The organism is Actinoplanes sp. NBC_00393 (assembly GCF_036053395.1).
Lineage (GTDB): Bacteria > Actinomycetota > Actinomycetes > Mycobacteriales > Micromonosporaceae > Actinoplanes.
In genome coordinates, this window is record NZ_CP107942.1 from 586,307 (window position 1) to 611,576 (window position 25,270).

22 protein-coding genes and 1 pseudogene are annotated in these 25,270 nt (G+C 71.0%); 14 read left to right on the forward strand and 9 right to left on the reverse strand.

All coding sequences use genetic code 11. From position 1 onward, the window contains the following. Window positions 1-15 precede the first annotated feature (15 nt). The 5 genes from OHA21_RS02635 to OHA21_RS02655 all read left to right on the forward strand — a co-directional run bounded on the left by OHA21_RS02635 (window position 16) and on the right by OHA21_RS02655 (window position 4,606). Window positions 16-393, forward strand: coding sequence for a winged helix-turn-helix transcriptional regulator (locus OHA21_RS02635; protein WP_328469741.1), 378 nt, complete (start codon window positions 16-18; stop codon window positions 391-393). 12 nt (window positions 394-405) lie between these two features. Next, complete coding sequence (locus tag OHA21_RS02640) at window positions 406-756, forward strand: UBP-type zinc finger domain-containing protein (RefSeq protein WP_328469743.1); 351 nt, start codon at window positions 406-408, stop codon at window positions 754-756. A 111-nt stretch (window positions 757-867) separates the two neighbouring features. Then, on the forward strand, window positions 868-2,427 hold the full coding sequence (locus OHA21_RS02645) for a methyl-accepting chemotaxis protein (RefSeq protein ID WP_328469745.1): 1,560 nt from the start codon (window positions 868-870) through the stop codon (window positions 2,425-2,427). Window positions 2,428-2,519: 92 nt separating this feature from the next. Further along, the gene (locus OHA21_RS02650; RefSeq protein WP_328469747.1) at window positions 2,520-3,587 is read left to right on the forward strand and encodes a GGDEF domain-containing protein; all 1,068 of its coding nucleotides are present in this window, start codon (window positions 2,520-2,522) and stop codon (window positions 3,585-3,587) included. Then, the gene (locus tag OHA21_RS02655) at window positions 3,584-4,606 is read left to right on the forward strand and encodes a GGDEF domain-containing protein (protein WP_328469749.1); all 1,023 of its coding nucleotides are present in this window, start codon (window positions 3,584-3,586) and stop codon (window positions 4,604-4,606) included. Before OHA21_RS02650 ends, OHA21_RS02655 begins: the two co-directional genes overlap by 4 nt. A 33-nt stretch (window positions 4,607-4,639) precedes the next feature. Here OHA21_RS02655 and OHA21_RS02660 read toward each other — a convergent pair whose 3' ends face one another. Next, complete coding sequence (locus OHA21_RS02660) at window positions 4,640-5,734, reverse strand: CaiB/BaiF CoA transferase family protein (RefSeq protein ID WP_328469751.1); 1,095 nt, start codon at window positions 5,732-5,734, stop codon at window positions 4,640-4,642. After that, entirely contained in the window at window positions 5,724-6,887 is a 1,164-nt protein-coding gene (locus OHA21_RS02665) for an acyl-CoA dehydrogenase family protein (RefSeq protein ID WP_328469753.1), read from the reverse strand. Before OHA21_RS02665 ends, OHA21_RS02660 begins: the two co-directional genes overlap by 11 nt. Before the next feature lie 139 nt (window positions 6,888-7,026). Between OHA21_RS02665 and OHA21_RS02670 the strand changes: the two genes are divergently transcribed. Together OHA21_RS02670 and OHA21_RS02675 are read left to right on the forward strand one after the other, a co-directional pair. Further along, complete coding sequence (locus tag OHA21_RS02670; RefSeq protein WP_328469755.1) at window positions 7,027-7,635, forward strand: TetR/AcrR family transcriptional regulator; 609 nt, start codon at window positions 7,027-7,029, stop codon at window positions 7,633-7,635. Between the two features lie 632 nt (window positions 7,636-8,267). Continuing rightward, entirely contained in the window at window positions 8,268-10,148 is a 1,881-nt protein-coding gene (locus OHA21_RS02675) for a propionyl-CoA synthetase (RefSeq protein WP_328469757.1), read from the forward strand. Window positions 10,149-10,316: 168 nt separating this feature from the next. Here OHA21_RS02675 and OHA21_RS02680 read toward each other — a convergent pair whose 3' ends face one another. Next, window positions 10,317-12,137 carry a sulfatase-like hydrolase/transferase gene (locus tag OHA21_RS02680; RefSeq protein ID WP_328469759.1) on the reverse strand — a complete coding sequence of 607 codons (1,821 nt, stop codon included), beginning with the start codon at window positions 12,135-12,137 and terminating at the stop codon, window positions 10,317-10,319. A 67-nt stretch (window positions 12,138-12,204) separates the two neighbouring features. Between OHA21_RS02680 and OHA21_RS02685 the strand changes: the two genes are divergently transcribed. Both OHA21_RS02685 and OHA21_RS02690 read left to right on the forward strand, forming a co-directional pair. Next, a complete protein-coding gene (locus tag OHA21_RS02685) occupies window positions 12,205-12,888 on the forward strand; it encodes a hypothetical protein (protein WP_328469761.1) in 684 nt (227 codons plus the stop codon). A 437-nt stretch (window positions 12,889-13,325) separates the two neighbouring features. Further along, window positions 13,326-14,294 (forward strand): LysR family transcriptional regulator, encoded by a 969-nt coding sequence (locus OHA21_RS02690; protein ID WP_328469763.1) that lies wholly within the window; start codon window positions 13,326-13,328, stop codon window positions 14,292-14,294. On the opposite strand, the gene OHA21_RS02695 is transcribed toward OHA21_RS02690, so the two are convergent. After that, window positions 14,238-15,068, reverse strand: a complete 831-nt coding sequence (locus OHA21_RS02695) for a glutathione S-transferase C-terminal domain-containing protein (protein WP_328469765.1) — start codon at window positions 15,066-15,068, stop codon at window positions 14,238-14,240. The genes OHA21_RS02690 and OHA21_RS02695 overlap by 57 nt on opposite strands. Window positions 15,069-15,181: 113 nt before the next feature. On the opposite strand from OHA21_RS02695, the gene OHA21_RS02700 reads away from it, so the two are divergent. Then, window positions 15,182-15,532 carry a YrdB family protein gene (locus OHA21_RS02700; RefSeq protein WP_328469767.1) on the forward strand — a complete coding sequence of 117 codons (351 nt, stop codon included), beginning with the start codon at window positions 15,182-15,184 and terminating at the stop codon, window positions 15,530-15,532. A 56-nt stretch (window positions 15,533-15,588) separates the two neighbouring features. On the opposite strand, the gene OHA21_RS02705 is transcribed toward OHA21_RS02700, so the two are convergent. Continuing rightward, complete coding sequence (locus tag OHA21_RS02705) at window positions 15,589-16,011, reverse strand: PPOX class F420-dependent oxidoreductase (RefSeq protein ID WP_328469769.1); 423 nt, start codon at window positions 16,009-16,011, stop codon at window positions 15,589-15,591. A 231-nt stretch (window positions 16,012-16,242) separates the two neighbouring features. Between OHA21_RS02705 and OHA21_RS02710 the strand changes: the two genes are divergently transcribed. Genes OHA21_RS02710 through OHA21_RS02720 form a run of 3 tightly spaced genes read left to right on the forward strand, consistent with a single transcriptional unit; the run spans window position 16,243 to window position 18,887 of the window. Next, window positions 16,243-17,106, forward strand: a complete 864-nt coding sequence (locus OHA21_RS02710; RefSeq protein WP_328469771.1) for an ABC transporter permease — start codon at window positions 16,243-16,245, stop codon at window positions 17,104-17,106. A gap of 10 nt (window positions 17,107-17,116) precedes the next feature. Then, window positions 17,117-18,136: a taurine ABC transporter substrate-binding protein gene (locus tag OHA21_RS02715; RefSeq protein WP_328469773.1), complete on the forward strand. Its 1,020-nt coding sequence runs from the start codon at window positions 17,117-17,119 to the stop codon at window positions 18,134-18,136. After that, window positions 18,123-18,887, forward strand: a complete 765-nt coding sequence (locus OHA21_RS02720) for an ABC transporter ATP-binding protein (protein ID WP_328469775.1) — start codon at window positions 18,123-18,125, stop codon at window positions 18,885-18,887. The genes OHA21_RS02715 and OHA21_RS02720 overlap by 14 nt, the downstream gene beginning before the upstream one ends. A gap of 528 nt (window positions 18,888-19,415) precedes the next feature. Here the strand turns inward: OHA21_RS02720 and OHA21_RS02725 are convergent. The 3 genes from OHA21_RS02725 to OHA21_RS02735 form a co-directional block, all read right to left on the reverse strand. Beyond that, window positions 19,416-20,219 (reverse strand): SAM-dependent methyltransferase, encoded by an 804-nt coding sequence (locus OHA21_RS02725; RefSeq protein ID WP_328469777.1) that lies wholly within the window; start codon window positions 20,217-20,219, stop codon window positions 19,416-19,418. Window positions 20,220-20,307: 88 nt separating this feature from the next. Continuing rightward, on the reverse strand, window positions 20,308-21,981 hold the full coding sequence (locus tag OHA21_RS02730) for a glycoside hydrolase family 13 protein (RefSeq protein ID WP_328469779.1): 1,674 nt from the start codon (window positions 21,979-21,981) through the stop codon (window positions 20,308-20,310). Between the two features lie 81 nt (window positions 21,982-22,062). Beyond that, window positions 22,063-23,106, reverse strand: coding sequence for a LacI family DNA-binding transcriptional regulator (locus OHA21_RS02735; RefSeq protein ID WP_328469781.1), 1,044 nt, complete (start codon window positions 23,104-23,106; stop codon window positions 22,063-22,065). A gap of 114 nt (window positions 23,107-23,220) precedes the next feature. Between OHA21_RS02735 and OHA21_RS02740 the strand changes: the two are divergent. Further along, a pseudogene (locus OHA21_RS02740) lies at window positions 23,221-24,026 on the forward strand (MEDS domain-containing protein). On the opposite strand, the gene OHA21_RS02745 reads toward OHA21_RS02740, so the two are convergent. Further along, window positions 24,023-25,246 carry a sulfite oxidase gene (locus tag OHA21_RS02745; RefSeq protein WP_328469783.1) on the reverse strand — a complete coding sequence of 408 codons (1,224 nt, stop codon included), beginning with the start codon at window positions 25,244-25,246 and terminating at the stop codon, window positions 24,023-24,025. The pseudogene OHA21_RS02740 and the gene OHA21_RS02745 sit on opposite strands and share 4 nt — an antisense overlap. Between the last annotated feature and the right edge of the window lie 24 nt (window positions 25,247-25,270).

Here is a 25,270-nt window from a genome sequence, read left to right on the forward strand (position 1 = left end):
GGGTATCGTCGGGGCATGAGCGAACCGGACGACGACCTGATCCCCAGCGTCTTCGCCCGCGAGTGCGCGTCTCGGTCGGTGCTGACCGACGTGACCGGCCGCTGGGGCACACTCGCCCTGGCCGCGCTGCACGAGGGGGCGTACCGGTTCAATGCCCTGCGCCGCCGGGTCGACGGCGTGAGCGAGAAGATGCTGGCCCAGACCCTGCAGGCGCTCGAGCGCGACGGTCTGGTCCGCCGCGAGGTGCAGGCGACCATCCCGCCGCGGGTGGAGTACAGCCTGACCGAGCTCGGCGAGCGGGTCGCCGGCAAGTTGATCGAGTTGATCGAGTTGCTCGAAGGTGAGATCGGTCAAGTACGCGTCGCACAGGCGGAGTACGACCGCGCCCGCTGATAGGTTCCGATCATGAGTGCCGACTCCCCGATCCAGGTCGACGTCCCGCCCTCCGGCCCCGGCTGCGCCGAGTGCCTGGACTCGGGCGGCTGGTGGTTCCACCTGCGCCGATGTGCCCAGTGCGGGCACGTCGGCTGCTGCGACACGTCGCCCTCGCAGCACGCGACCGCCCACTTCCGCAGCACCGGCCACCCGGTCATCCAGTCCTTCGAGCCCGGCGAGGACTGGTACTGGGACTACACCACCGAGCAGGCCGCCTCCGGGCCGGAACTGGCCCCGCCGACCAGCCGGCCGGACGACCAGACCGTGCCCGGCCCGTCAGGCGCTGTTCCGTCCGACTGGCGCAGCAGACTCAACCGCTGATCTGCTTGGAAATCGTCTGCTACAGAACGTAATGGTTGCTGAAAGGTTCACTGCCTCAAGTGTGTCTCCGCCTGGTCGATGGACCCTACGTCGGAGAGTCATGGAGGGCAGATGCGCGGCTTACAGAACATCGGCACAGCCAAACGGCTGAGTGCCATCGTGGTGACCGGTGCCGTCGCACTCGGCGCGATGGCCTCGATCACCCTGGTCGGCCAGGACCGGCTGGCTGATCAGGCGGAGGAGATGCGGAGCCTGGAAGCCGGGCTCGCCGCGCTCAACCACCTGAACAACCGGCAGAGCGAACTGAAGGTGGACGCGTACCGGGCGGCGCTCGGGCACGACGTCAGCGGTGACGTGAAGGACGATGTCGAGTCGTCGGTCAACGCGGCGAACCTCGTGGTCACCTCGGGCCTGCCCGCTGACATCGTCGCCGATTTCAACGGCTCCCGGCCGGACTTCGACGCCTTCAACGACTTCATCACGGAGTTCGTCACCGCCGGCGTCGCCAACCCGAAGTCGGTGATCGACCGCACCGACGAGATCGCCGAGCGCAACAACAAGACTGACGACGTACTCGACGGCATCACCGAAGAGGTGGAGGCCCGGGTCGCCGAGCAGAAGGCCGAGATGGCCAGCACGGTCAGCTCGACCCGCAACACCGCGATCATGGTCGCGCTCGCCGGTCTGCTGCTCCTGATGGGCCTCGCCATCCCGATGGTGCGCTCGATCCTCGGCCCGATCCGCAAGCTCGGTTCGGTGATCGACGCGCTGGCCCGCGGGGACCTCACGGTACGCAGCGGCATCACCAGCCGCGACGAGCTCGGCCAGATGGCCACGGCTCTCGACAGCTCGCTGGACAAGCTGCGCGAGTCCATGCAGACCATCGCCCACGACGCGGACAGCCTGGCCGCCGCGTCGACCGAGCTCGCCGCCGTCTCCGGCGAGATCGCCACGGCGGTCGACAACACCGACCGGCAGAGCAGCTCGGCCTCGACCGAGGCCGACGAGATCTCCCGCAACGTGCAGACCGTGGCGGCCGGCTCCGAGGAGATGGGCCTGTCGATCCGCGAGATCTCCCGCAACGCGGCCGACGCGGCTCAGGTCGCCTCGATCGCGGTCTCCGAGGCCGCCAGCGCCACCGAGACCATCCGCAAGCTCGGCGAGTCGTCCGCCGAGATCGGCAACGTCATCAAGCTGATCACCTCGATCGCCGAGCAGACCAACCTGCTCGCCCTGAACGCCACCATCGAGGCCGCACGGGCCGGCGACGCCGGCAAGGGCTTCGCCGTCGTCGCCAGCGAGGTCAAGGACCTGGCCCAGGAGACCGCCCGCGCCACCGAGGACATCGGCGCGCGGGTCAACGCCATCCAGCAGGACACCGGCGGCGCGGTTGACGTGATCAACCGGATCTCCGAGGTCATCGCCCAGATCAACGACTTCCAGACCACCATCGCCTCGGCGGTGGAGGAGCAGACCGCCACCACCGGTGAGATGAGCCGGAGCATCGCCGAGGTCGCCGCCGGTTCGCAGCGGATCGCCGCGAACATCAGCGACGTGTCGGAGGCCAGCGCGGCCACGGTCGGCGGCGTCAACCAGACCCGCGAGGCCAGCACCGAGGTGTCCCGTACCGCGGAGGAGCTGCGTACGCTGGTCGGCGCCTTCAAGTTCTGATCAGAGATCGACCACGTGGGGCCGGGCGCCGGAAGGTGCCCGGCCCCACGCACATTTCTCACGATCGGCCCCGGGATGCCGATGAGGGACATATGCGCTGGCAGGCCGGGACCGGGGACGCATCGGTCGACGAGACGTCGCTGACCCGTCGCCGCACCCTGGAGAAGAGCGCGCTGCTCAGCCGGGGACTCGGGATCGTCGCCACGGTCCTGTCCGTGATCGGCGTCGGCGCCATCGACCTCGAAGCCGGCCCGCCGGGGCTGCACGTGATCTGCTGGATCGGGATCGCGGCGATGACCGTGGCGAACGTGCTGGCCGTGGCCGCCCTGCGCCGTCCTTCCTCCCCGCGCTACACCCTTCTCAGCGCGGCGCAGGTCACCCTCGACACCCTCGTCATCGGCGGTCTGGTCGGCTACGCGGAGCACTACCTCGATCAGATGTCCTGGCCGATCCTCACGGTGGCGGTCGTCGTCGCCGCGGTCCGGCACCAGCTGACCGGCGCCCTGCTGGCCTGGGCCGCGACCACGATCGCCTTCGCGGCGGCGATTCCCGGCACGGCAGGCAGCTCGACCATGCGCGAAGTCGTCTTCGCCGGCCTGATCAACCTGTTGATCGCACTGGTCACCGGCTTCCAGTCGCTGGCCTTCGCGCGCCAGCTGGCCACCCTGCACCAGACCCGGCAGGCGCTGCAGCACCAGGCCACGCACGACGGCCTCACAGGGCTGCCCAACCGGGCCAACCTCGCCGGGTACGCCGAACGCCTCACCGGCCGTCCCCTGGGCGTCCTGCTGCTTGACCTGAACGGGTTCAAGCAGGTCAACGACACGTACGGGCACGCCGCCGGTGACCGGCTGCTGCACGAGGTCGGCACCCGGCTGAAGGCCACGCTCGGCGAACACGGACTGGCCGGCCGGCTCGGCGGCGACGAGTTCGTGGTGCTGCTCCCGGACGCCGACCCGGCCGCCATCGCGCCGATCGCCGATCGCATCCGGGACGCCGTCCGGCAGCCGGTGGACATCGGTGGCGCCGAGGTGACCATCGGAGTCAGCGTGGGGCAGGCACACCGGCCGGCCGACAGTACTGCCGGACTGGACGCGCTGACCGCCGAGGCCGACGCCGCGATGTACCGCGACAAGCGCAGCCGCGCCCTCGCCGCGTGAGCACCGGCGCGGTCGACGACTCGCTGCTGTCCCGGCGGCGGGCCATCGAGACGGCGCAACTCGTCTCGCGTACCTTCGGAATGCTCTGCGCTGTCCTCTACATCAGCGGCCTAACCGATCTGGCGCCCCGCGATCTCAGCGAGCTGACCATGCTCGTCTGCGCGTCGTGCATCGGCGCGATGGCCGCCTCGAACGTGCTGGGCGTCCTCGCCCGCCGCCGGCCCGCCTCCCGGTTCTACCAAGCCTTCAGCGCCGGGCAGGTCGTGCTGGACACCGCGGCGATCGTGGCGTTCGTGGCGGCCGCCGAGCACCAGGGCGGGCAGACCACCTGGCCGCTGCTCGGCCTCGCCATCTCGATCGCCGCCATCCGGCACCGGCTCACCGGCGCGCTGCTGGTCCTGCTGGCGACCTCGGTGTCGTTCGTGCTGCTGGTGCCGGACTCACCGGACTTCGCCTTCGTGATCGGGGTCAACGTGATGACAGCGGTGATCGCCGGAACGCAGTCGACCGCCTTCGCCCGCCAGCTCACCGCGCTGCAGGAGACCCGCCGGGCGCTGCAGCACCAGGCCACCCACGACGGCCTCACCGGGCTGCCCAACCGGGCCAACCTTGCGGGGTACGCCGAACGCCTCACCGGCCGTCCCCTCGGCGTCCTGCTGCTCGACCTCAACGGCTTCAAGCAGGTCAACGACACGTACGGGCACGCGGCGGGGGACCGGCTGCTGCACGAGGTGGGCGCCCGGCTGACCACCGCGCTCGGCTCGGAGGGCATGGCCGGCCGGATCGGCGGCGACGAGTTCCTGGTCCTGCTCCCGGACGCCGGCACCGCGGTGGTCGCGCGTGCGGTGGTGCGGATCCGCGACGCGATCCGCCGCCCGGTCGACATCGGCGACGGCCACCAGGTCACGGTCGGCGTCAGCGCCGGCGTGGCCATGCGGCCGGCGGGCGGCGACGCCGACCTCGACGCTCTGAGCGCGGAAGCCGACGCCGCCATGTACCAGGACAAGCGCGCCGCATAACCCTGGCTAATCAACAGGGCTGCGTCGCGACGCCTACTTCCAGGACTCGAGCACGTCAGCGACGGTGGCCGGTCGCAGGGGCAAGGGCAGAGCAGCCGGGGTACGCCCGAAGCGCGGCGCCGGCGCCGGTTGCGGCACCCCGTCCACCTCGACGAAGGTGCCCCGTTCCCGGTTGTGCGGATGGGCCGGCGCCTCGGCCGGGGTCAGCACCGGGCTCACACAGGCGTCCACCCCGGTGAAGACCTGCTCCCACTCGTCCCGGGTCCGGCTCGCGAACTTCTCGGTGAAGATCCGCCGCAGCTCCGGCCAGCCGGACGGGTCCATCTGGTGCGGCAGGCTCTCGTCGTCCAGGCCCAGACCGCTCAGCAGCGCGGCGTAGAACTGCGGCTCCAGCGCGCCGACCGCCATGTACCCGCCGTCGTACGTCCGGTAGGTGTCGTAGAACGGCGCCCCGCCGTCGAGCAGGTTCTCCCCGCGGCCGCCGCGCCACATCCCGCCCGCGATCATGCCGTGCAGGAACGTCGTGAGCAGCGCCGACCCGTCCACCATCGCGGCGTCGACGACCTGGCCGCGCCCGGACCGCTCGCGTTCCAGCAGGGCGGCGAGCACCCCGACGGCGAGCAGCATCCCGCCCCCGGCGAAGTCGGCGAGCAGGTTGATCGGCGCGTGCGGGTTCTGCCCGGGGCGGCCCAGGGGTTCCAGGGCGCCGGCGATCGCGAGGTAGTCGATGTCGTGGCCGGCGGCCGGGGCGAGGGGACCCTGCTGGCCCCATCCGGTCATCCGCGCGTACACAAGTCTGGGGTTGATCTTCTCGGTCTCTGCCGGGCCGAAGCCGAGGCGCTCGGCGACGCCCGGGCGATAGCCCTCGACCAGCACGTCCGCCTGCTCGATCAGGCTGAGCAGATCGGCGCGGCCGGCCTCGGACTTGAGGTCGAGCGCGACCGTGCGGCGGTTGCGCTGCAGCGGGCCGGCCTGCGGAACGAGCGGTCCGAAACCGCTCGGCCGATCCACCAGCACCACGTCGGCGCCGAGGTCGGCCAGCACCATGCAACCGAACGGTCCGGGTGCCAGGCCGGCCAGCTCGACGACCTTGATCCCGGCCAGCGGTGGGCGGGGCTCAGAGGACACGCGCGATCAGCTCCTTCATGATCTCGTTCGTGCCGCCGTAGATCTTCTGGACCCGGGCGTCCGCATACATCCGGGCGATCGGGTACTCGGTCGTGTAGCCGTACCCTCCGAAGATCTGCAGGCAGCGGTCGACCACGTCGCACTGCCCCTCGGTGAGATACAGCTTGGCCATCGCGGCGGTGGCCACGTCCAGCTCACCACGGGCGTGGCGCAGGATGCAGTCGTCCAGGAAGATCCGGGACACCCTGGTCCGGGTCGCGCAGTCGGCCAGCACCATCCGGGTGTTCTGGTGGCCGAGCAGGGGCTTGCCGAAGGCGGTGCGCTCTTTCGCGTACGCCGTGGCCAGCTCGATCGCACGCTGCATGGACGCGACCGCGCCCACCCCGATCACCAGCCGCTCCTGCGGCAGCTGCTGCATCATCTGGAAGAAGCCGGCGTTCTCGGTGCCCAGCAGGTTGTCGCTTCTGATGCGGCACTCATCGAAGAACAGCTCTGCCGTGTCATTGGAGTGCAGGCCGATCTTCTCCAGATTGCGGCCGCGGCGGAACCCGGGCAGGTCATCGGAGAGCTCGCAGACCAGCAGCGAGATGCCGTGCGCCTTGGCGGACTGATCGGTCTTCACCGCAAGGACCAACAGGTCCGCAAGTCCGCCGTTGGTGATGAATGTCTTCGCCCCGGTGACCAGGTAATCTTCGCCGTCCCGGACGGCCCGCGTCCGGATCGCCTGGACGTCGGAGCCGCCGTCCGGCTCGGTCATCCCGATCGCGCCGATCAGCTCGCCGCTGCACAGGCCGGGTAGCCAGCGCTGCTTCTGCTCCTCGGTCCCGTACTCGGTGAGGTAACCGGTGACGATGCCGCTGTGCACGGCCAGGCCGAGGCTGCCCTCGCCGGCGAGGGTCTGCTCGTGCAGCAGCACGGCCTCGTGGGTGAAGTCGCCGCCGCCACCGCCGTACTGCTCGGGGACGGAGAGGCCGAGCAGACCGAGCTCGCCGGCCCGGCGGTAGTGCTCGCGGTCGGGATGGCCCTGCTGCTCCAGGCGGCCGGCGTGCGGCAGCACCTCCTTCGTGAAGAAGGTGCGGGCCAGCTCGGCCAGGTCGTCGTGTTCCGGCTTGCGCCACGGCTCGGCGTAGCCATCCATTCCAGGCGTCGGCATCGACCCACCCTCGATCACTATTGGCGATGTGTCAATAAGCGCGATATGAATTCTCGCCATTCATCGTTAGATCCGATCAACGCATCGACAACCTGCCGATCTCAGCAGGTGATGAATCGACGTGTCGTAAGGTCACGGGGTGGTGGATGTCGAGGCGACCCGGCGGCGCCGGCTGGAACCGGACGCCCGGCGCGAACAGATCCTCTCGGTGGCGATCCGGCTGTTCGGGGAGAGACCGTACGCCGAGGTGTCCACGACCGATGTCGCCCGGGGCGCCGGAGTGGCGCGCGGCCTCGTCAACCACTACTTCGGGACTAAAAAGGATTTATACCTAGAAGTCGTAAGAGTCATGCTTACCGTGCCTGCGGTGGCGGTGGAGCGCATTGCCGGGGGCGAACCGCGCGAACGAGTCGAATCCATGGTGAATTGGTTCCTCGACGTCGTCTCCCGGCACAGCACCACCTGGCTGGCCGCCATCTCAGCCGGCGGCATGTCCGGCGACACCGACGTCGACGAAGTGATCTCCGAGGCCGTTGATGTCGCTGCGGACGGTGTGCTCGCCGCCTTCGGCTTGGGCGACTCCCCGCCGGAGGCGCTGCGCGGCATGGCCCGGTCCTACGTCGGCCTCGCCATCTACACGGGGCGGGAGTGGTTGCAGCGGGGAGCTCTGACCCGCGACCAGGTCCACACGCTGCTCTCGACGACGCTGCTCACCATGGTGGAACAGGTGTTCCCTCAGGCCCGCTGACGGATCGAAACGCCTCCCAGCCAACGGACCGTAGCGTCCCCTCCCCGCCGGCGGACCGGAACGCCCTCGGCCCACGGACCGGAACGCCCTCGGCCCACGGACCGGAACGTCCCCTCCCCGGACCCTCCGGTCCACCTTTCCACCTAGCCTCCTAGGACGCCCTGCGGGTGGCGGCCTCAACCACAGGCAATCCGAGGTTGCCGACACCTACCGCAGCGACGGCCCCCCACTCAGCTGGCGCTCACGCAGGTATTCGGCCACGTTCAACCTGCGCCAGCGCCAGCTCGCCCCGCTCGGCTGGCGTCCACGCAGGTAATCAGGCAGGTATAACCTGCGCCAGCGCCAGCTCGCCCCGCTCGGCTGGCGCTCACGCAGGTAATCGGGCACGCATGACCTGCGCCAGCGCCAGCTCGCCCCGCTCGGCTGGCGCTCACGCAGGTAATCGGGCACGCATGACCTGCGCCAGCGCCAGCTCGCCCCGCTCGGCTGGCGCTCACGCAGGTAATCGGCGGGCTGACCCGGCGTCCCCGGGGCATCCGGTGGGCTCGCGGCGGGGCGGCTGAGGGCGAAGCGCGGGTGGCGGGCGCGCCGAGTGGGTGGACAAAGTGGCCTGATGGGGGCAGCGTCAGATCATGGGTGCTTATCGGGAGGCGTACGAGCGCAGCATCACCGACCCGGACGGGTTCTGGCGGGAGGCGGCCGCCGCGATCGAGTGGGAGCGGGCGCCGGAGCGGATCCTCGACGACAGCGCGGCGCCGATCTTCCGCTGGTTTCCCGATGCCGAGCTGAACACCTGCCACAACGCCCTGGACCGGCACGTCGGGGAGGGGCGCGGTGACCACGCGGCGCTGATCTACGACAGCCCGGTCACCGGGACCACAAGGACCTGGTCGTACCGGGAACTGCGCGACGAAGTCGCGATCTTCGCGGGAGCGCTGCGGCGGCTGGGGGTCGAGGCCGGCGACCGCGTGGTGATCTACATGGCGATGGTGCCGGAAGCGGTCGTCGCGATGCTCGCCTGCGCCCGGCTCGGCGCGGTGCACTCGGTGGTTTTCGGCGGGTTCGGGGCGCGGGAACTGGCCGTCCGGATCGACGACGCCCGGCCGAAGGTGATCGTGGCGAGTTCGTGCGGTGTCGAGGCCGGCCGGGTGGTGCCCTATCAGCCCATGTTGGACGCCGCGCTCGCCGAGGCCGCGCACCGGCCGAGCCACCGGGTGATCCTGCAGCGCCCGCAGGCGCCGGCGACGCTCCGGGACGGCGATCTGAGCTGGTCGGATGCGATCGCCGGGGCGCAACCGGCGCAGTGTGTGCCGGTGCGGGCCACGGATCCGCTCTACATCCTCTACACGTCGGGCACGACCGGGCGCCCCAAGGGCGTGGTTCGCGACAACGGCGGCCATGCGGTCGCGTTGCGGTGGTCGATGGAGAAGATCTTCGGGGTACGCGCGGGCGAAGTCTTCTGGGCAGCCTCGGATGTGGGGTGGGTGGTCGGCCACTCGTACATCGTCTATGGCCCGCTGCTCGCCGGCGCGACCACGATCCTCTACGAAGGAAAGCCGGTCGGCACCCCGGATGCGGGCGCGTTCTGGCGGGTCGCCGCCGAGCACCGGGTGACCGCGATGTTCACCGCGCCGACCGCGATCCGCGCGGTCCGCAAGGAGGATCCGGACGGCAAACTTCTGGAGGGGCGCGATCTGAGCAGCCTGCGCCTGCTCTTCCTGGCGGGGGAGAGGCTGGACCCGCAGACGTACGCGTGGGCCGGCGACCTGCTCGGCATCCCGGTGATCGACAACTGGTGGCAGACCGAGACCGGCTGGCCGATCGCCGCGAGCCCGCGCGGGCTGGAGGAGCTGCCGACCCGTCCGGGTTCCCCGTCGGTGCCGATGCCCGGTTACCGGGTGCGGGTCGTCGACGAGTCCGGGACCGCGGTGCCGCCGGGCGAGGAGGGTTCGATCGTCATCGGGTTGCCGCTGCCGCCGGGTTGCCTGCCGACCCTGTGGCAGGACGACGAGCGGTACGTGCGCTCCTACCTGACCGCCTTCCAGGGCAACTACCTGACCGGCGACGGCGGCCGGTTCGACCCCGACGGCTACCTGTACGTGCTGGGCCGCACCGACGACGTGATCAACGTGGCCGGTCACCGCCTGTCGACCGGTGCCATGGAGGAGGTCCTGGCGGCCCATCCCGCGGTCGCCGAGTGCGCCGTGATCGGCGTCGGTGACCTGTTGAAGGGCCAGGTGCCGCGCGGTTTCGTCGTCGTCAAGAGCGGGGTGCCGGCCGATCCGGCCCGGCTGGAGGAGGAGCTGGTGGCCCGCGTGCGGGAGCGGATCGGCCCGGTGGCCGCGCTACGCCGGGTCGACGTCGTCGCCGCTCTCCCGAAGACCCGCTCCGGCAAGATCCTGCGCGGCACCATGCGGGGGATCGCCGACGGCCGGGACGAGCCGATCCCCTCCACGATCGAAAACCCCGACATCCTCGAGGCCCTGCGCCCAGTCCTGCGCACCCCTCGCTAGCCCGGCTGACGGTCAGCGCTGCCTCAAGCGCTCGGAAGCAGCCCTAGCGGTCAGCCAAGGCCACACCGGCTGGCTCTCAGGGCTGTTCGCCGGGCCGCGAAACAGCACTGAGAGCCAGCTGTCGGGTGTGTGGCGCCGGAGTGACCGGGCCGGGCGCCACACACCGCGCTAGTGGGCGGTGGAACCGAAAGCGGTCAGGAAGCGGTCCCGGAAGGCGTTCATCGGCCAGACCGGCGCGTCCGTGGCCGGCTTCAGTCCTTCGGTCCAGTTCCAGCTGCTGATCTTGTCGAGGACCGCCTGGTCCCGGGCCACGATGGTGATCGGCACGTCGTGGCTGGCGTCCTCCCCGGAGACCACCTTGGACGGCTGGTGGTCGCCGAGGAAGACCAGCACGAGGTTCTCGTCGCCGTACGTCTGCGCCCAGTCGAGCAGCGACGTGAGCGAGTATTGGATCGACTTGCCGTACTCGGCCCGGACCTTCTTCGAGCTGCCCCAGATGTCGGCCTTCTTCGGCGCGTTCGCCACGGTCTCGTGGTAGATCGAGCCGTCACCGACCTTCTCCCAGTCCATGAACGACGGAATCGGCGCCCACGGCGTGTGACTGGAGACCAGCGGCATCTCGACCATCAGCGGCTGCCGGTCCGCCTTCTTGTATTCCAACTCGGTGAACTGCTTGAGGGTGTACTGGTCGGGCATCGGCGACCAGCTGAACTTGGGACCCTGATAGCCGAGGTTGCGCGAGTCCCAGACCCGGTTGTAGCCGTAGAACGCCCCCTCCGGCCAGGCCCGGGTGGCGCCCGGCATGACGCTCACGGTGTCCCATCCGGCCCGCTTGAACGAGCTGGTGACGGTGAGCCGGTCACTGGCGGTGAGGTTGCGGTACCGGCTCTGGCTGTTGATCCACAGGCCGGACAGCAGGGTGGAGTGGGCCAGCCAGCTGCTGCCGCCGAAGGTGGGCGACGTCAGCCAGCCGCTGCGGGCCCCGAAGCCGGCCTGCTGCAGCTGCGGCGCCCGCTCGTCCAGGACAGCGTTGACGCCGGGCGCCAGTTCCGGCGCCTCCAGGGCGTTGCGGCCGTAGCTCTCCACGAACGTGAAGATCACGTCCTTGCCGCGCAGACCGGTCAGCAGCTGGTCGCCGGTGGCGGTCCGGAACGGGTCGGCGGCCACCTCCTTGGCGAACTTCGCCTCGTCAGCGAGGCCGGCGCGTGCCTGATGGGCGCGATCCCAGGCGTAGGTCACGGTGGTCCGGGCGGCGACCGGGACGTTCGGGACGATCTGTACGCCGAGCAGGAACGTGGCCAGCCAGGCGACAGCGATCCCGCCCGCGGTGTACGCCGAGGTCCTGCGGTGACGGGCGACGAGGGCGGTGACCCGCAGGACGGACCAGGTGGTGACGGCGAGGACCACGACGACGCCGACCGCCACCCCGGCGATGGCGCCGTAGGCCGCGGTCTGGCCGTACGACTCGCGGATGAAGCCGTAGGTGTCGTCGAAGAGCACCCAGTCGAGGACCGGGTCGAACGGCCGGGCCAGGATCTCGAACCACCCCATGTCCAGGGACTTCTCGATGACCAGCCAGCCCAGGACGACGCCGGCGATCGACGCGAGGATCAGGCGGGGGCGGCGCGGCACCGCGATGAGCAGGGCGATCCCGAGGGCGGCCTCGATCGGGATGCGGGCGAACCCGCCGGCCGAGAGGCGCTTGAGCACGTTCGGGTAGAGCAGCGCGGCGAACACGATCACGCATGCCAGGACGGTCAAGGTGAGCGCGACCCTGGGTTGGTTCAACAGCCGGCGTACGCGCCCAGGCTGCACCGCGGCCGGTTCGGTCGCCGGCTCGTCCGCGGAGGCGGCGGGTTCCGGGACCGCCCGGTCCGGCTCGTCGGGAGCGGTGTCCGAGACTGCCCGGTCCGGCTCATGCTGAGCGTCGTCCGGGGTCTGCGGCTCGTCCGGGGTCGGCGTCGGATCGGCGAGGTCTGTCGGCTGCACGTCATGGGGAACGCATGGTCCGCCGGTTCGGTTCAGCGTGGTGACCAAATGCCTTACCGTGTCGATCATGAATCAGCGGGTGGACGTGGTCGTGCCGGTGGAGTCGGTGCCGAATCTGATCGTGCCGCCACTCGCCGTGACCACGGGCGGCCCGGAAGTCGATTGGGTCGACATGCCGGGTGGCGCGCTGGCCTTCCAGCGTCATCCGGTCGTGCGCCTGCCCTACGACCCGGCGAGCGCGGCCAAAGCCCGCCGATACCTGCGGTTGAGGCCGGTCGACCTGATCGTCCTGCCGCTTCTGGTGCTGACCGCCGTGCCGGTCTTCGTCGACCCCGAGTTCTTTCCGGGGGAGACCTTCTGGATCTGGGCCCGCCTCGCCGTGCTGATCCTCCTGTTGATTTCCACCTCGACCCGGCAGCGATGGCGGCCCAAGCAGGACCCGGTGACCGAGGCCGGGCGGGTGGTGCGGATCCCGGACCTGCCCGAAGCGGTCGCGCACGAGTGGTTGCGGCTCAACCCGGGGAGTGTGCAGATCGTCGCGAAGGGCGTACCGATCCGTCGTTTTCGCCCTGAGGTCTATGTGCTCTGGGCGATCGGCTGCCTGGCCGGAGCTGCCGGCCTGTTCGCGGCCCTCGTCCTTGATCTGGTGCCCGGTTCGTTCTGGCTCTGGGTGACCGTGCCGGCCCTGTTCTTCGCTGCCGTGGTCTGCAAGCTGAAGAGCCAGCCGCCCGGATTGCTGCTTCCTGACTGAGAAGCACTGAGCCCTGCGTCATCGTCCTCTGGCGGTCGCCCTGGACGGGCGCTGCTTCACCGCTGATCGCTGGGGTCGATCTGGCGCGGGAAGCTGACGAGGCCCAGCTGGACTTCGTCACGTTCGAGGACAGCTTCGGACCGCTGACCGGCGGGGGCCGCAGGCAGACGGAGGGTTGCGGGACGGCGGAGGGCCGCTGGCCGAGGGAGGGCGGCCGTGCCTGAGCAGATCATCCGCGCCGCGCATTTCCCGGGCGTAAACAACACGACGGTCCGGAGCGGTGCCGCGCAGCCCGCAGGGCCATCCGGTGGTGCTGCAGGCCGGCGACTCCACCGGCGGCCGGGAGCTCGCCGCGCAGCCAAGGAGCTTTCTCTCTAACGGCCGATCTTGCGGAGTTCTCCGGCACCGAGGGCGTCGATTTCGTCAAGATCGGCGGAATGGAGTTACGGCAGCTCAGCTACGTCGAGGCGGTGGCCCGGTACGGCGGGTTCACCCGGGCCGCGGAACGGCTGCACGTCGCGCAGTCGGCGGTGTCCGCGCAGATCCGGGCGCTGGAGGCGGAACTCGGGCTGGCGCTGTTCGCCCGGACCACCCGCAAGGTGGCGCTGACCCCGGCCGGGGAGCTGTTCGTGGCCCGGGCGCGGCGGGTGCTGGCCGAGTTGGACGGGGCGCGCACCGAGATCCACGAGATCACCTCGGTGGTCAACGGGCGGGTCAGCCTGGGGGCGACCGCTGCGCTCGGGCCGTACGACCTGCCGCAGGCGCTGGCCCGGTTCCGCGACCGGTTCCCCGGCATCGCGCTGCGGCTGCGGTCCGGGCTGCTCACCGGCCTGCTCGGGGCTCTCGACGAGGGAGAACTCGACCTGGTCGTCGGGCCGCTGTACGCCGACCTGCCGGCCCGCTTCGACGCGCTGCCGCTGGTCGACGAGCAGCTGCTGCTGGCGCTGCCGCTCGGCCACCCGCTGGCCCGGGCCGGCCGGCTCACCCTGGGCGAGGCCCGCGACGAGCCGTTCGTCAGCCTGCCGCGGGGCCTCGGGCTGCGCTGGATCCTCGAGGACGCCGCCCGCTCGGCCGGGTTCGCGCCGCGGGTGGAGTTCGAGGCGGCCGGCGCGGCCGGCATCCGGGAACTGATCGCCGCCGGGCTCGGGGTGGGCCTGCTGTCCCGGGCGGCGGCCGAGGACGCGCCCGGGCCGGCGGTGGCCGTACGGCACCTGCACCCGACGCCGGTGCACCCGCCGATCGGGGTGATGCACAGCCGGGACCGGCCGCTCAGCCCGGCCGCGCAGTCCTGCCGGCATCATCTCGTCGAGGTGGCCGGCCGCCGGCCCGACCCCAGCCATCGCACCGAATCAGGCCCAGGCGGGGGGAGTGCCGGTGGTGACGCGGAAGGCGGGCACCTCCCATAGCCGGCGCGCGTAGCGCAGCAGATGCGGGTAGACGTGCAGACCCGGGTTGATGGCGCGGCCGGTGTTCGGCCCGGTGTCGTAGCGCACCAGGGTGACCCAGAGCCGGATGTCGGCCTCGGTGAGGACACCGCCGATCAGGAAGTCGGTGTGCGCGAGCCGGCCGTCGAGCAGCTCGAACGCCTCCAGCAGGGCGGAGCGGGCGGCCGCATCGTGCCGGGCGGTGTTGACGCCGTGGTTGACGGCCGGGCCGATCCAGCGGTCCAGCCGCTCGATCTCGTCGCGCAGCGCCTCCGGGTAGGTGTCCACCGGGGTGTCGGCGAGATGCCGGAAGCGGGTGGCCAGGTCGATGCCGATGCCGGTGGGGTCGGTGCTGACCACCCGGCTGGAGAAGCGGTCCCAGAGCATCGGCACGGCCACGTGCCCGTCGAAGTCGTCCTCGGTCGCCTCGTACGCCTCGCGCAGCAGTGTGAAACCGTTGACCGGGTCCGGGCCGTAGGTCTCGCGGAACGCCCAGCCGCGGGCGTCCCGGTGATCGTCGACGTACGACATCGTGACGATGTCGTGCAGGCCGGCCAGCTCGCGCGTGATCGCGACGCGGTGGGTCCATGGACAGAACCAGCCGCCGTAACAGTGGTAGCGGAACGGCCGCGCGGTGTAGGGCCCGTCCTCGGTGATGCGGGCGTGGAAGCGGGTCTCGGGTGCGGTGCGGTACTCGCCGTAGGTCGCGGTGTCTACCGGGCTGGCCAGGCGGGTCCGGGTGGAGAGGTGCGTCATGTAAACACTCTGATCCACCTCCCCGATGAAGTCAATAAAACCTACAGGCGAAGTAGGTTTTGGCCGGGATATCTACTGGTCCTGCGGTCTGCGCTCTGGTAGATCCGTACGTCATGCGCGCGTTCAACCTGGGATTGCGGTTCGTGCTGGAGCTGTGCGCGCTGGCCGCACTGGCGTACGGCGGCTGGCACACGCCCGGGCCGCTCTGGACCCGGATCGCGGCCGCGGCCGCCCTGCCCGTGGTGGCCGCGATCGTCTGGGGCCGCTGGGTGGCCCCGAAGGCGAGCCACCCCCTGCCCGACCCGCAGCGCCTGCTCCCGGAGTGGCTGGTCTTCGGCGGCGCCACGATCGCCCTGCTCCTGACCGGCCACCCGCTGCTCGCGGCCGCGCTCGCCGTGTCGGCCGCCGTCAACCGCTGGGCCCTGCACGCCTTGCGCACCTCGACCGGCGGCCGGCCGCTCTAGCTCCACCCCGTCTGCGAGCGCTCCTAGCGGCTGCGCATCGGCATCGGCTGGAGCGGTCAGCCGGCGGGGTGGTGGTCGGTGCGGTGGGCGGGGTACCACTGGTCGCCGACCGGGTCGCCGGCGAGATTCCAGCTCCACGACACGGTCGGCGTGATGCGCAGATAGAAGCCCGGGCCGACGATGCCGGCGCGCTGGATCGGGCCGGCCGCGTCGCCGTAGACGCGGATGCCGCGGGCGATGAACGGCTCGAAGGAAACCATGTCGTCGATGACCAGGGCGGCCCGGCCCCGCCCGGCAGTCACGTTCCGGAATTTCCGGGTGTGCAGCACGGACTCGCCCGGGCCGCCCACCCAGAAGACCGCGCCGTCGAACTCGAAGCTCACCGGGACCACGTCGGGCTGTTCCTCGGCGCCGACGGTGGCCAGCCGGGCGAGCGGCTGGGAACGCAGGTAGGCAATCTCTTCTTCGCTGAACGCCACGCGCCCCAGGGTAGGCGCTGATACGCGGTGAAGTCAGTGCGCCGCCGCGGCGCGAAACCGATCGACTCGTACAGGCGGACCGCCGGACATCTGCAGTCGGTCGTAGAGGTAGCCGAGGCCGGCCCAGAACAGGGTTTCCGGTCCGGCCTGCGAGATGGTGATTGCCAGTAACCCCATAGATGCGATAGGAATAGCGGGCATTTACGCGTACCTCTGGCCTGGAGTTTCTTTGTGACCACCTCCGTCGCCCCCGCGCCGCCTGCCGAGCGGGCCAACGCTGTGGCCGGCCCCGCCTCGGCGCTCGCGCCCGGCGGCGGCCTGCGCCGCCGCATCGCGCTGCGGCTTCTCGCGCTGCTCGCGCTGTACCTGCTCTGGGAGGTCACCGCGCGCGTCATGCGCAACCCGACCTTCATTCCCTCACCCTCGGCGGTCTGGGATCAGCTGATCACCACCTCGACCGTGCACGACGGCGTACGCGGATACAGCGGCCACCTGCTCATCGAGCACCTCGGCGTGAGCCTGCGCCGGATCCTGATCGGCTCGGTCATCGGCATCGCCGGCGGCCTGGTCCTCGGGGTGCTGATGGGCACGATCGGCTGGCTGCGCGTGGTGACCGAGCCGGTCGTCACGTTCATCCGGGCGCTGCCCCCGCTCGCCTACTTCAGCCTGTTCATCATCTGGTTCGGCATCGACGAGACCCCGAAGCTGTGGCTGCTCTCGATCGCCGCTTTGCCCCCGGTCGCGGTCGCCACCGCCACCGCCGTACAGGGTGCTCCGACCGGCCTGGTCGAGGCCGCCCGGGCTCTCGGCGCCGGGCGCTGGCAGACGATCCGGGACGTGGTGCTGCCCGCCGGCCTCCCGGAGATCTTCACCGGGATCCGGCTGGCGGTCGGCGTCGCGTACTCGTCGGTCGTCGCCGCCGAGACCATCAACGGCGTGCCCGGCATCGGCGGCATGGTCCGTGACGCCCAGCGCTACTCCCAGACCGACGTGGTCGTCCTCGGCCTGTTCGCCATCGGCCTCTCCGGCCTGCTCATCGACGCCCTGCTGCGGATCGCCGAGAACCGGCTGATCCCGTGGCGCGGCCGTAGTTAAGGAAACCAAGTTGAAGAAGCTCCTCGCCCTTGTCTCCGTTCTCTTCCTCGCGGCCTGCGGCAACGGCGCCGCCAGCGGTGGCGCGGACCCGGAGAAGAAGACCATCCGGCTCGCGTACCAGGCTTTCCCCAGCGGCGACCTGATCGTCAAGAACCAGGGTCTGCTCGAGAAGGCGCTGCCCGACTACCAGATCACCTGGACCAAGTTCGACTCCGGCGCCAGCATCAACACCGCCTTCGTCGCCAAGAGCATCGACATCGCCGCGATCGGCTCCAGCCCGGTGGCCCGCGGGCTGTCCGCGCCGTTGAACATCCCGTACCAGGTGGCGTTCGTGCTCGACGTCGCCGGTGACAACGAGGCTCTCGTCGCCCGCAACGGCAGCGGTGTCACCGACATCGCCTCGCTGCGCGGCAAGAAGGTGGCCACCCCGTTCGCCTCGACCGCGCACTACAGCCTGCTCGCCGCCCTGGAGAAGGCCGGCGTCAAGGAATCCGAACTGACCATCGTGGACCTGGAGCCGCAGGACATCCTGGCCGCCTGGACGCGGGGTGACCTGGACGCGGCGTACAGCTGGCTGCCCTCGCTGGACGAGCTGAAGAAGACCGGCAAGGTCCTGATCACCAGCCGCGAGCTGGCCGCCGGCGGCAAGCCGACCCTGGACCTGGGCGTGGTCTCCACCGCGTTCGCGTCAGCTCACCCCGAGGCGGTGGACGCCTGGCGCAAGGTCGAGGCGCAGGCCCTGGACATCATCGCGTCCGACCCGTCCGCAGCGGCGAAGGCGGTCGGCACCGAACTGAATCTCTCCCCGGAGGAGGCCGCGAACCAGCTGAAGCAGGGCGTCTTCCTCAAGCCGGCGGAGATCTCCTCGCCGGAGTGGCTCGGCACCGAGAACAACGTGGGCAAGATCGCCGACAACCTGGTGAGCGCGGCCGAGTTCCTCAAGTCCCAGCAGAAGGTGGACGCTGTGCCGACGCTGGACGAGGTCAAGAAGTCGATCTACGTGAAGGGTCTGCCCAGTGTCCTCGGCTGACGCTGTCGCCATTGCCGGGGTGTCGCACTCCTACGGCGACGTGACCGCGGTCGGGCCGGTCGACCTGACCGTCCCGGCGGGGGAGTTCCTGGTCCTGGTCGGCGCGTCCGGGTGCGGCAAGAGCACGCTGCTGCGGCTGATCGCCGGATTCGAGCAGCCGACCACAGGCAGCGTGCTGGCGGCCGGCTCGCCGCCGGTGCCCGGGCGCGGTGCGGGCCTGGTTTTCCAGCAGCCGCGGCTGTTCCCGTGGAAGACGGTCGGCGGCAACGTCGCCCTCGCCCTGCGCTACGCCGGCCTGCCGGCGACCCCTTCCCGGGTCGACGAGTTGCTGGCCCAGGTCGGCCTGCACGACGTGGCGCACCGCCGCACCTGGCAGATCTCCGGCGGCCAGCAGCAGCGGGTCGCGATCGCCCGCGCCCTCGCGGTGGACAACCCGCTGCTGCTCCTCGACGAACCGTTCGCGGCGCTCGACGCGCTCACCCGCGAACGGCTCCAGGAGGACCTGCGCCGGGTCAGCGCCGAGACCGGGCGGACCAGCATCTTCGTCACACACAGCGTCGACGAGGCGGTCTTCCTGGGCAGCCGGGTCGTGGTCCTCACGCCCCGACCCGGGCAGATCGCCCTGGACCTGCCGATCGAACTGCCGCGAACCGGGATCGCCCCGGCCGAACTGCGCGGCCTGCCGGAGTTCGCCGCGCTGCGGGCCGAGGTCGGCCACGCCATCCGCGACCGGGCCGAGGTCACCGCGTAAAGCCGGGGTCACCGCGCAAAGCAGAGGTCACCGCGTAAAGCAGTCGGCCCGGGTGGCGCCGAGCCCAATGCCCCAGATGCCCGCTGCCACCCGGACGCTGCCCCACCGCAGCTGAGGACCGACGAGGGCAGCCCGGCGTTGGCCGTCACCAGCAGCCCACGAGCCGCCCGCCCTCGAGCCGCCCGCCCACCACGCCGGTTGCCGCCCGCCCTCGAGCCGCCCGCCCACCACGCCGGTTGCCGCTCGGCCCTAGGGCGCCCTAGCGGCGCGGCCGGTGGCCACGAGCCGCCGGTCAGGCTGGTTTCGCGGTCGTTGTTGGGTGGCTGAGTGGCGGCTGGTGGGTGTGGGCCGCCGGTCAGGCTGGTTTCGCGGTCGTTGTTGGGTGGCTGAGTGGCGGCTGGTGGGTGTGGGCCGCCGGTCAGGCCGGTTTCACGGTTGTTGTTGGGTGGCTCAGTGGCGGCTGGTGGGTGCGGGCCGCCGGTCAGGCCGGTTTCGCGGCCGTTGTGGGCGGTCCGGGAGTCGCCGGGCTCAGGGTTTGCGGCCGACCGCGCCGTACTCGTCCACTGCGCGCAGTTCCTCGGCGGTGGCGCCCTCGGCGGGACGCCACCGCGCGCACGGCACCAGGCCGGGCTCCAGCACGTCGAGGCCCTCCAGGAAGCGGGCGAGCTGGTCGGGGTGCCGCAGGTGGTAGCTGAGCGGGGCGTTCGCGTTCCACACGCCGATCGCCTCCTCGAAGGCCGGGCCGTCCAGGACGTTGGTGCCGTCCGCGGTGACCAGGTAGCTGCCCGACGGCAGTTCGGCGAGCAGCCGGCGGACGATCGACACGGCGTCGTCGAGGTCGGGCACGTGGCCGAGGATGTTCATCAGGATGAGGCCGACCGGCTGGTCGAAGTTCAGCGTGCCGCGAGCCGCCGCGATGATCTTCTCGGGCTCGTGCAGGCTGGCGTCGACGTACTCGGTGCGGCCCTCACGCGTGCCGGTGAGCAGGGCCCGGGCGTGCACCAGCACGAGCGGGTCGTTGTCGACGTAGACGATCCGCGAGTCCGGCGCCGCGGCCTGCGCCACCTGGTGGGTGTTCTCCGCGGTCGGCATGCCGGTGCCGATGTCCAGGAACTGGCGGATCCCGGCGTCGGTGGCCAGGTGGGTGACCGCGCGCTTGAGGAACGCCCGCGACTGGCGTGCGACCACCGTGATGTCCGGATAGAACCCCGCGAAGTCGTCACCGACCTGCCGGTCCACCTGGTAGTTGTCCTTGCCGCCGAGCCAGTAGTTCCAGACCCGCGCGGAGTGCGGAACGCTGGTGTCGAGCTTCACGGCGTCGCTGTCGGTCATGGACCCAGAGCATACGCCCCGAGTTCATGATCCAATCAGGACGGTGCCCGGCCACCCCCACCGTCCGAGGGTGGCCGGGACGCTTACCTCAGATCGACCACCAGATGGTGGTGTCCGGCGGCAGCACCACGTTGTCCGGGGTGCCCTCGAGCGGGCCGCTGGCCAGCAGCAGCTCACCGGGGCGGCCGATCGCGACCGGCTGGCCGCTCATGTTGACTGTGCAGCGGAACACCGGCGCGCCCTCGACCGCGCGCTCGAAGGCGAGCACTCCGGCCGGGGCGGACACCCAGCTCAGGTTGTCGGTGGGCAGCAGCGCCGGGTGCGAGCGGCGGACGGCGAGCGCGGACCGGTACAGCTCCAGGGTGGAGTCCGGCACGCCGGCCTGCGCGGCCACGCTGAGCGCGGCCCACGAGTCCGGCTGCGGCAGCCAGCTGCCACCACCGTCGGGCCCGAATCCGTACGGTGCGACCGTGCCACTCCACGGGATCGGCACCCGGCAGCCGTCGCGGTAGCCGTCCTGCCCGGTCGCCCGGTGGAACGCCGGGTCCTGGCGTGCCTCCGGCGGCAGGTCGAGCACCTCGGGCAGACCCAGTTCCTCACCCTGGTACAGGTAGGCCGAGCCGGGCAGGGCGAGCATCAGCGCGGAGGCCGCCCGGGCCCGGCGCAGACCCGCGACCTCGTCCACCGCGGTCGCCTTGCGGCCGGCCACCTCACCCTCGGCGGTCTGCATCAGCCGGGTGGTGTGCCGCACCACGTCGTGGTTGGACAGCGTCCACGTGGTCGGGGCGCCGACGGTACGCATCGCGGCCAGCGAGTCCTCGATCATCTGCTGCTGCTCGTGTACGTTCCACGCGGTGCCCAGGTAGCTGAAGTTGAACGCCTGGTGCAGTTCGTCGTCGCGGACGTAGTTCGAGACGCGGGCCAGGTTCGGCGCCCAGGCCTCGGCCACCGCGATCCGTTCACCGGGGTACTCGTCGAGGATCCTGCGCCAGTCGCGGTAGACCTCGTGCACCCCGTCGCGGTCGAAGCACGGGCTCTCGCCGACGCCGAGCAGGTGCCATTCGGCGTCCGAGCCGACGTCCGGCAGGCCGTCCTCCTTGACCAGGCCGTGCGCCACGTCGACCCGGAAGCCGTCGACGCCCAGGTCGAGCCAGAACCGCAGGATCGTCTTGAACTCGTCGCGGACCGCCGGGTGCTCCCAGTTGAAGTCCGGCTGTTCGGGGGCGAACAGGTGCAGGTACCACTCGCCGTCGGCGACCCGGGTCCAGGCCGGCCCGCCGAAGATCGACGGCCAGTCGTTCGGCGGCAGCTCCCCGTTCTCGCCCTTGCCGGGACGGAAGTGGTAGCGCTCGCGGAACGGCGAGCCGGGCCCGCTGGCGATCGCCTTCTGGAACCACTCGTGCTGGTCGGAGGAGTGGTTGGGGACCAGGTCGACGATGACCCGCAGTCCGAATTCGTGGGCGCCGGCGATCAGCTTCTCGGCGTCGGCCACGGTGCCGAAGATCGGATCGACGGTGCGGTAGTCGGAGACGTCGTAACCGGCGTCCGCCTGGGGAGAGGCGTAGAACGGGGAGAGCCAGACCGCGTCGACGCCCAGATCCCGCAGGTACGGCAGCCGGCTGTGGATGCCGGGCAGGTCGCCGATGCCGTCGCCGTTCGAGTCGGCGAAGCTGCGCGGGTAGATCTGGTAGATGACCGCGTTGCGCCACCAGGATGCGGGCGGCGCCTCCACGGCGGGCGGTGCGATCAGTGCATCTGTCATGGCGAGGAAGGTAGCAGGCAACTAACTCGTGTTACATAGCTCAACGGTTGCTTTCTTGCTGCAAGTTCTTGCAACGCAGTGTTATGCGGCTTTTGCGGTGGATTCGCGAAGAACCAATGACGTGCCGAGCGTCTGGTGCGGGTGCTGATCCTCACCCCGGATCGCTGAGATCAGAAAGTCTGCGGCGATTCGCCCTTTAGTGACGATCGGTTGCCGGACAGTGGTCAGCCGCGGGCGGAACCAAGCCGACTCGCTCAGGTCGTCGAACCCGGTCACGGAGACCTCTCTGGGCACGTCGATGGAAAGTTCTTGCAAAGCTTCCACCGCCCCGTACGCGAGGACGTCCGAGAGGGCCAGGATGGCGGTGGGCGGGTCGTCCCCGGCCATCAGCTCGCGCGCCGCACGATACCCGTCGCCGCGGGTCACCGGCGCCTTGGCCAGCCGTACGTCGGACAGGCTCATCCCCACCTCGGCCAGGGCGTCCTCGATCCCGGTCAGACGCCGGGCGAGCGGACCGTAACTGCCCCGTTCCAGCGCCTGGTGCTCCGGGCCGATCGAGAGCACGGCCAGCCGCCGGTGTCCCAGGTCGAGCAGGTGCCGGGCCACCTCCCGGGCGCCGCCCCGGTCGTCCACCTCGACGCTCGGCGCGCCCTCGTGCCGGTCGCTGTCGATCAGCACGAACGGGATGCCGCGACGATCCAGTTCGGCCACCTCGCCGCGATCCACCTCCAGCCCACAGACGATGAAACCGTCCACCGCCGCGTACGGAATCGCCTTGAGAACCGAGTCCTGCAGCGGCGGCGTCAGCAGCAGGGTGTAACCCTGCTCGTCGCAGACCTGCCCGGCGCCCATCAGGAACCGTGAGTAGTACGGGTTCTCCAGCACCCGGGCCAGCCGCTGCGGCAGCAGCACCCCGATCGAGTTGGTGGTGCCGGCCTGCAGCATCCGGCCCAGCGTGCTCGGGGTGTAACCGAGCTGCTCGGCGACGCCCAGGATGCGCTCCCGGGTGGCCAGCGAGATCCGCTGCGGATTGTTGAACGCGAACGACACCGCCGACCGGGAGACGCCCGCAGCCGCCGCCACATCGCTGGACGTGGGCTTGCCGCTGGCCCTTCTGGACGGCATGCGCGCTCCCTGGGTCGGGGACCCACCATAACGTAACCGCCGGTCCGGACCGTCGATCCCCCGGACGGGCGACGGCACACCGCCGGACACCCGGTGCCGTGGCACGCTGAGGTCATGACGCGCGCGGTGCCCGCGCCCGAGCACACCTGCTGGTCGTACGACGACCATCGGTCGTTCGTGCTGCAAGCCCGGGCCTTCCTGCACGCCGGGCTGTCCGCGGGGGAGCGGGTCTGGTACGTCCCCGGGCAACGCTCCAGCGGGGTCACCGGCTGGCTGCTCGACGGCGCGCCGCCTGGCCGGCGGGTGCCGTGCGCGTCCTCGACCCGGCGGAGGTCTATCCCCGCAACGGGCACTTCGACCCGGTCGCGCAGATGGCCGCGTACGTGGCCGCCACCGAGGACGCGGTGAGCGCCGGATTCCGCGGGCTGCGGGTGGTCGCCGACGCGACCGAGATGGTCCGCACCCGGCCGCGGCTGGACGCGTTCGTCCGGTACGAGTACGCCGTCGGCCGCTACATGCGCACCGCGCCGCTGCGGGCGATCTGCGTCTACGACCGGACCGTGCTGGGCGACCGGGCCGTCGAGGAACTGGCGTGCGTGCACCGCCGCTCCAACGCCGGGCTGCCGTTCCAGCTGTTCGCCGGCCGCACGGCAGCGGAGACCGTGCTCGCCGGCGAACTGGACAACACCTCGGAGGACCTGTTCACCACCGTCCTGGAGCGTGCCGAACTGTGCCCGGCCGGCGGCGAGGTGACGGTGCACGCCGAGCGGCTCGAGTTCATCACGCACCGCTGCCTGGTGGCGCTGCACCGGCACGCCGAACGCCGGTCGTTCACCGTGGTGATCCGTACCCGGCTGCGGACCGTCGCCCCGATGGTGACCACGTTGCGGCTGACCCGCCTCCGGGTGGAGACGTTCTAGACCGCGGTCACCGGCACCCGGACCACGGCGTCGAACACGTAGCCCAGCGTGTTGTGGCGGGTGACGTCCGGCTGGGTGTTGCCGCGCACGTCGGTGGCCCGGGCGAGCAGCACGTGCGATCCGGCGGCCGGCGTCCAGTCCAGCTCCCAGCGCTGCCAGACCCCGCCCGGCGTCGCCCCGTACGGCCGGGCCCGGCGCCAGGTCGTGCCGCCGTCGGTGCTGACGTCGACCTTGCGGATCGGGCCGTTCGCCGACCAGGAGCGGCCGGTCAGCCGGGTGCGGACCCCGGATGGGAGGGTCGTGCCCGGGTCCAGCTCGAACGCGCTCTTGATCACCTGCCGGTCGAAGGGCAGGCCCGCGGCCGGGAACTCCGGGCCGAACAGGCGGTAGAACTGCGTGTTCCACGGGGAGAAGAGCGGCTCGGCGGAGACCTCGATGCGGCCCACCCACTTGATCGAGGCGATGCCGACCCAGCCGGGCACCAGGGCGCGGACCGGGGCGCCGTGGTCGGCGGGCAGCGGCTCGCCGTTCATCTCGTAGGCGAGCAGCACGTCGTCGAGGGCCTTGCGCAGCGGGAACGGCCGGCGCACCGGGCCCAGGTCGACCCCGCCGCTGACGAAGTCGGCGTCCAGGCCGGAGGGCTGCACGTCGACGGCGTCGCGGCTGAGGCCGGCGTGCCGCAGGACGGTGGACAGGCGTACGCCCCGCCAGCGGGCCACGCCGACCGCGCCCAGACCCCAGGTGGTGCCGGAGACGGTCTGCCCCTGCTGGCTGGTGAAGTAGCTGCGGCCGTTGCCCGCGCACTCCACCGCGACGTCGCGGGTCTCGCTCGGCAGGCGCTTGAGGTCCCGCAGGGTGAAGTGCTCCGCCGCGCCGCGCAGGCCCGAGCCGAACACCTCCAGATTCCAGGTCGCCGGGTCGATGATCGGGGTGCTGGTGTGGTTGCGGACGAAGAACCGGTCGATCGGCACGTGGTAGCCCTGGCCCTTCAGCGCCGACCAGCGGGTCTCCGCGTTCGTGCCGTGCACCTTGAACAGCTCGGGCGGCAACGGCTTGACGATCGGCGACGCTGCGGCGGCCGGGCGCGCCCCGGTGGTCGCGGCGGCCGCGCCGACGCCGACGGCCGCGGTCAGAAGCAGCAGCTCGCGCCGTGAGAAGCCGCGTGCCCGCCCGGCGACGAAGTCCCGCAGGCGGCGCTCATCGTATTCACCCTCGTTCATGTCGAGGGATCCTATCGAGTAGAT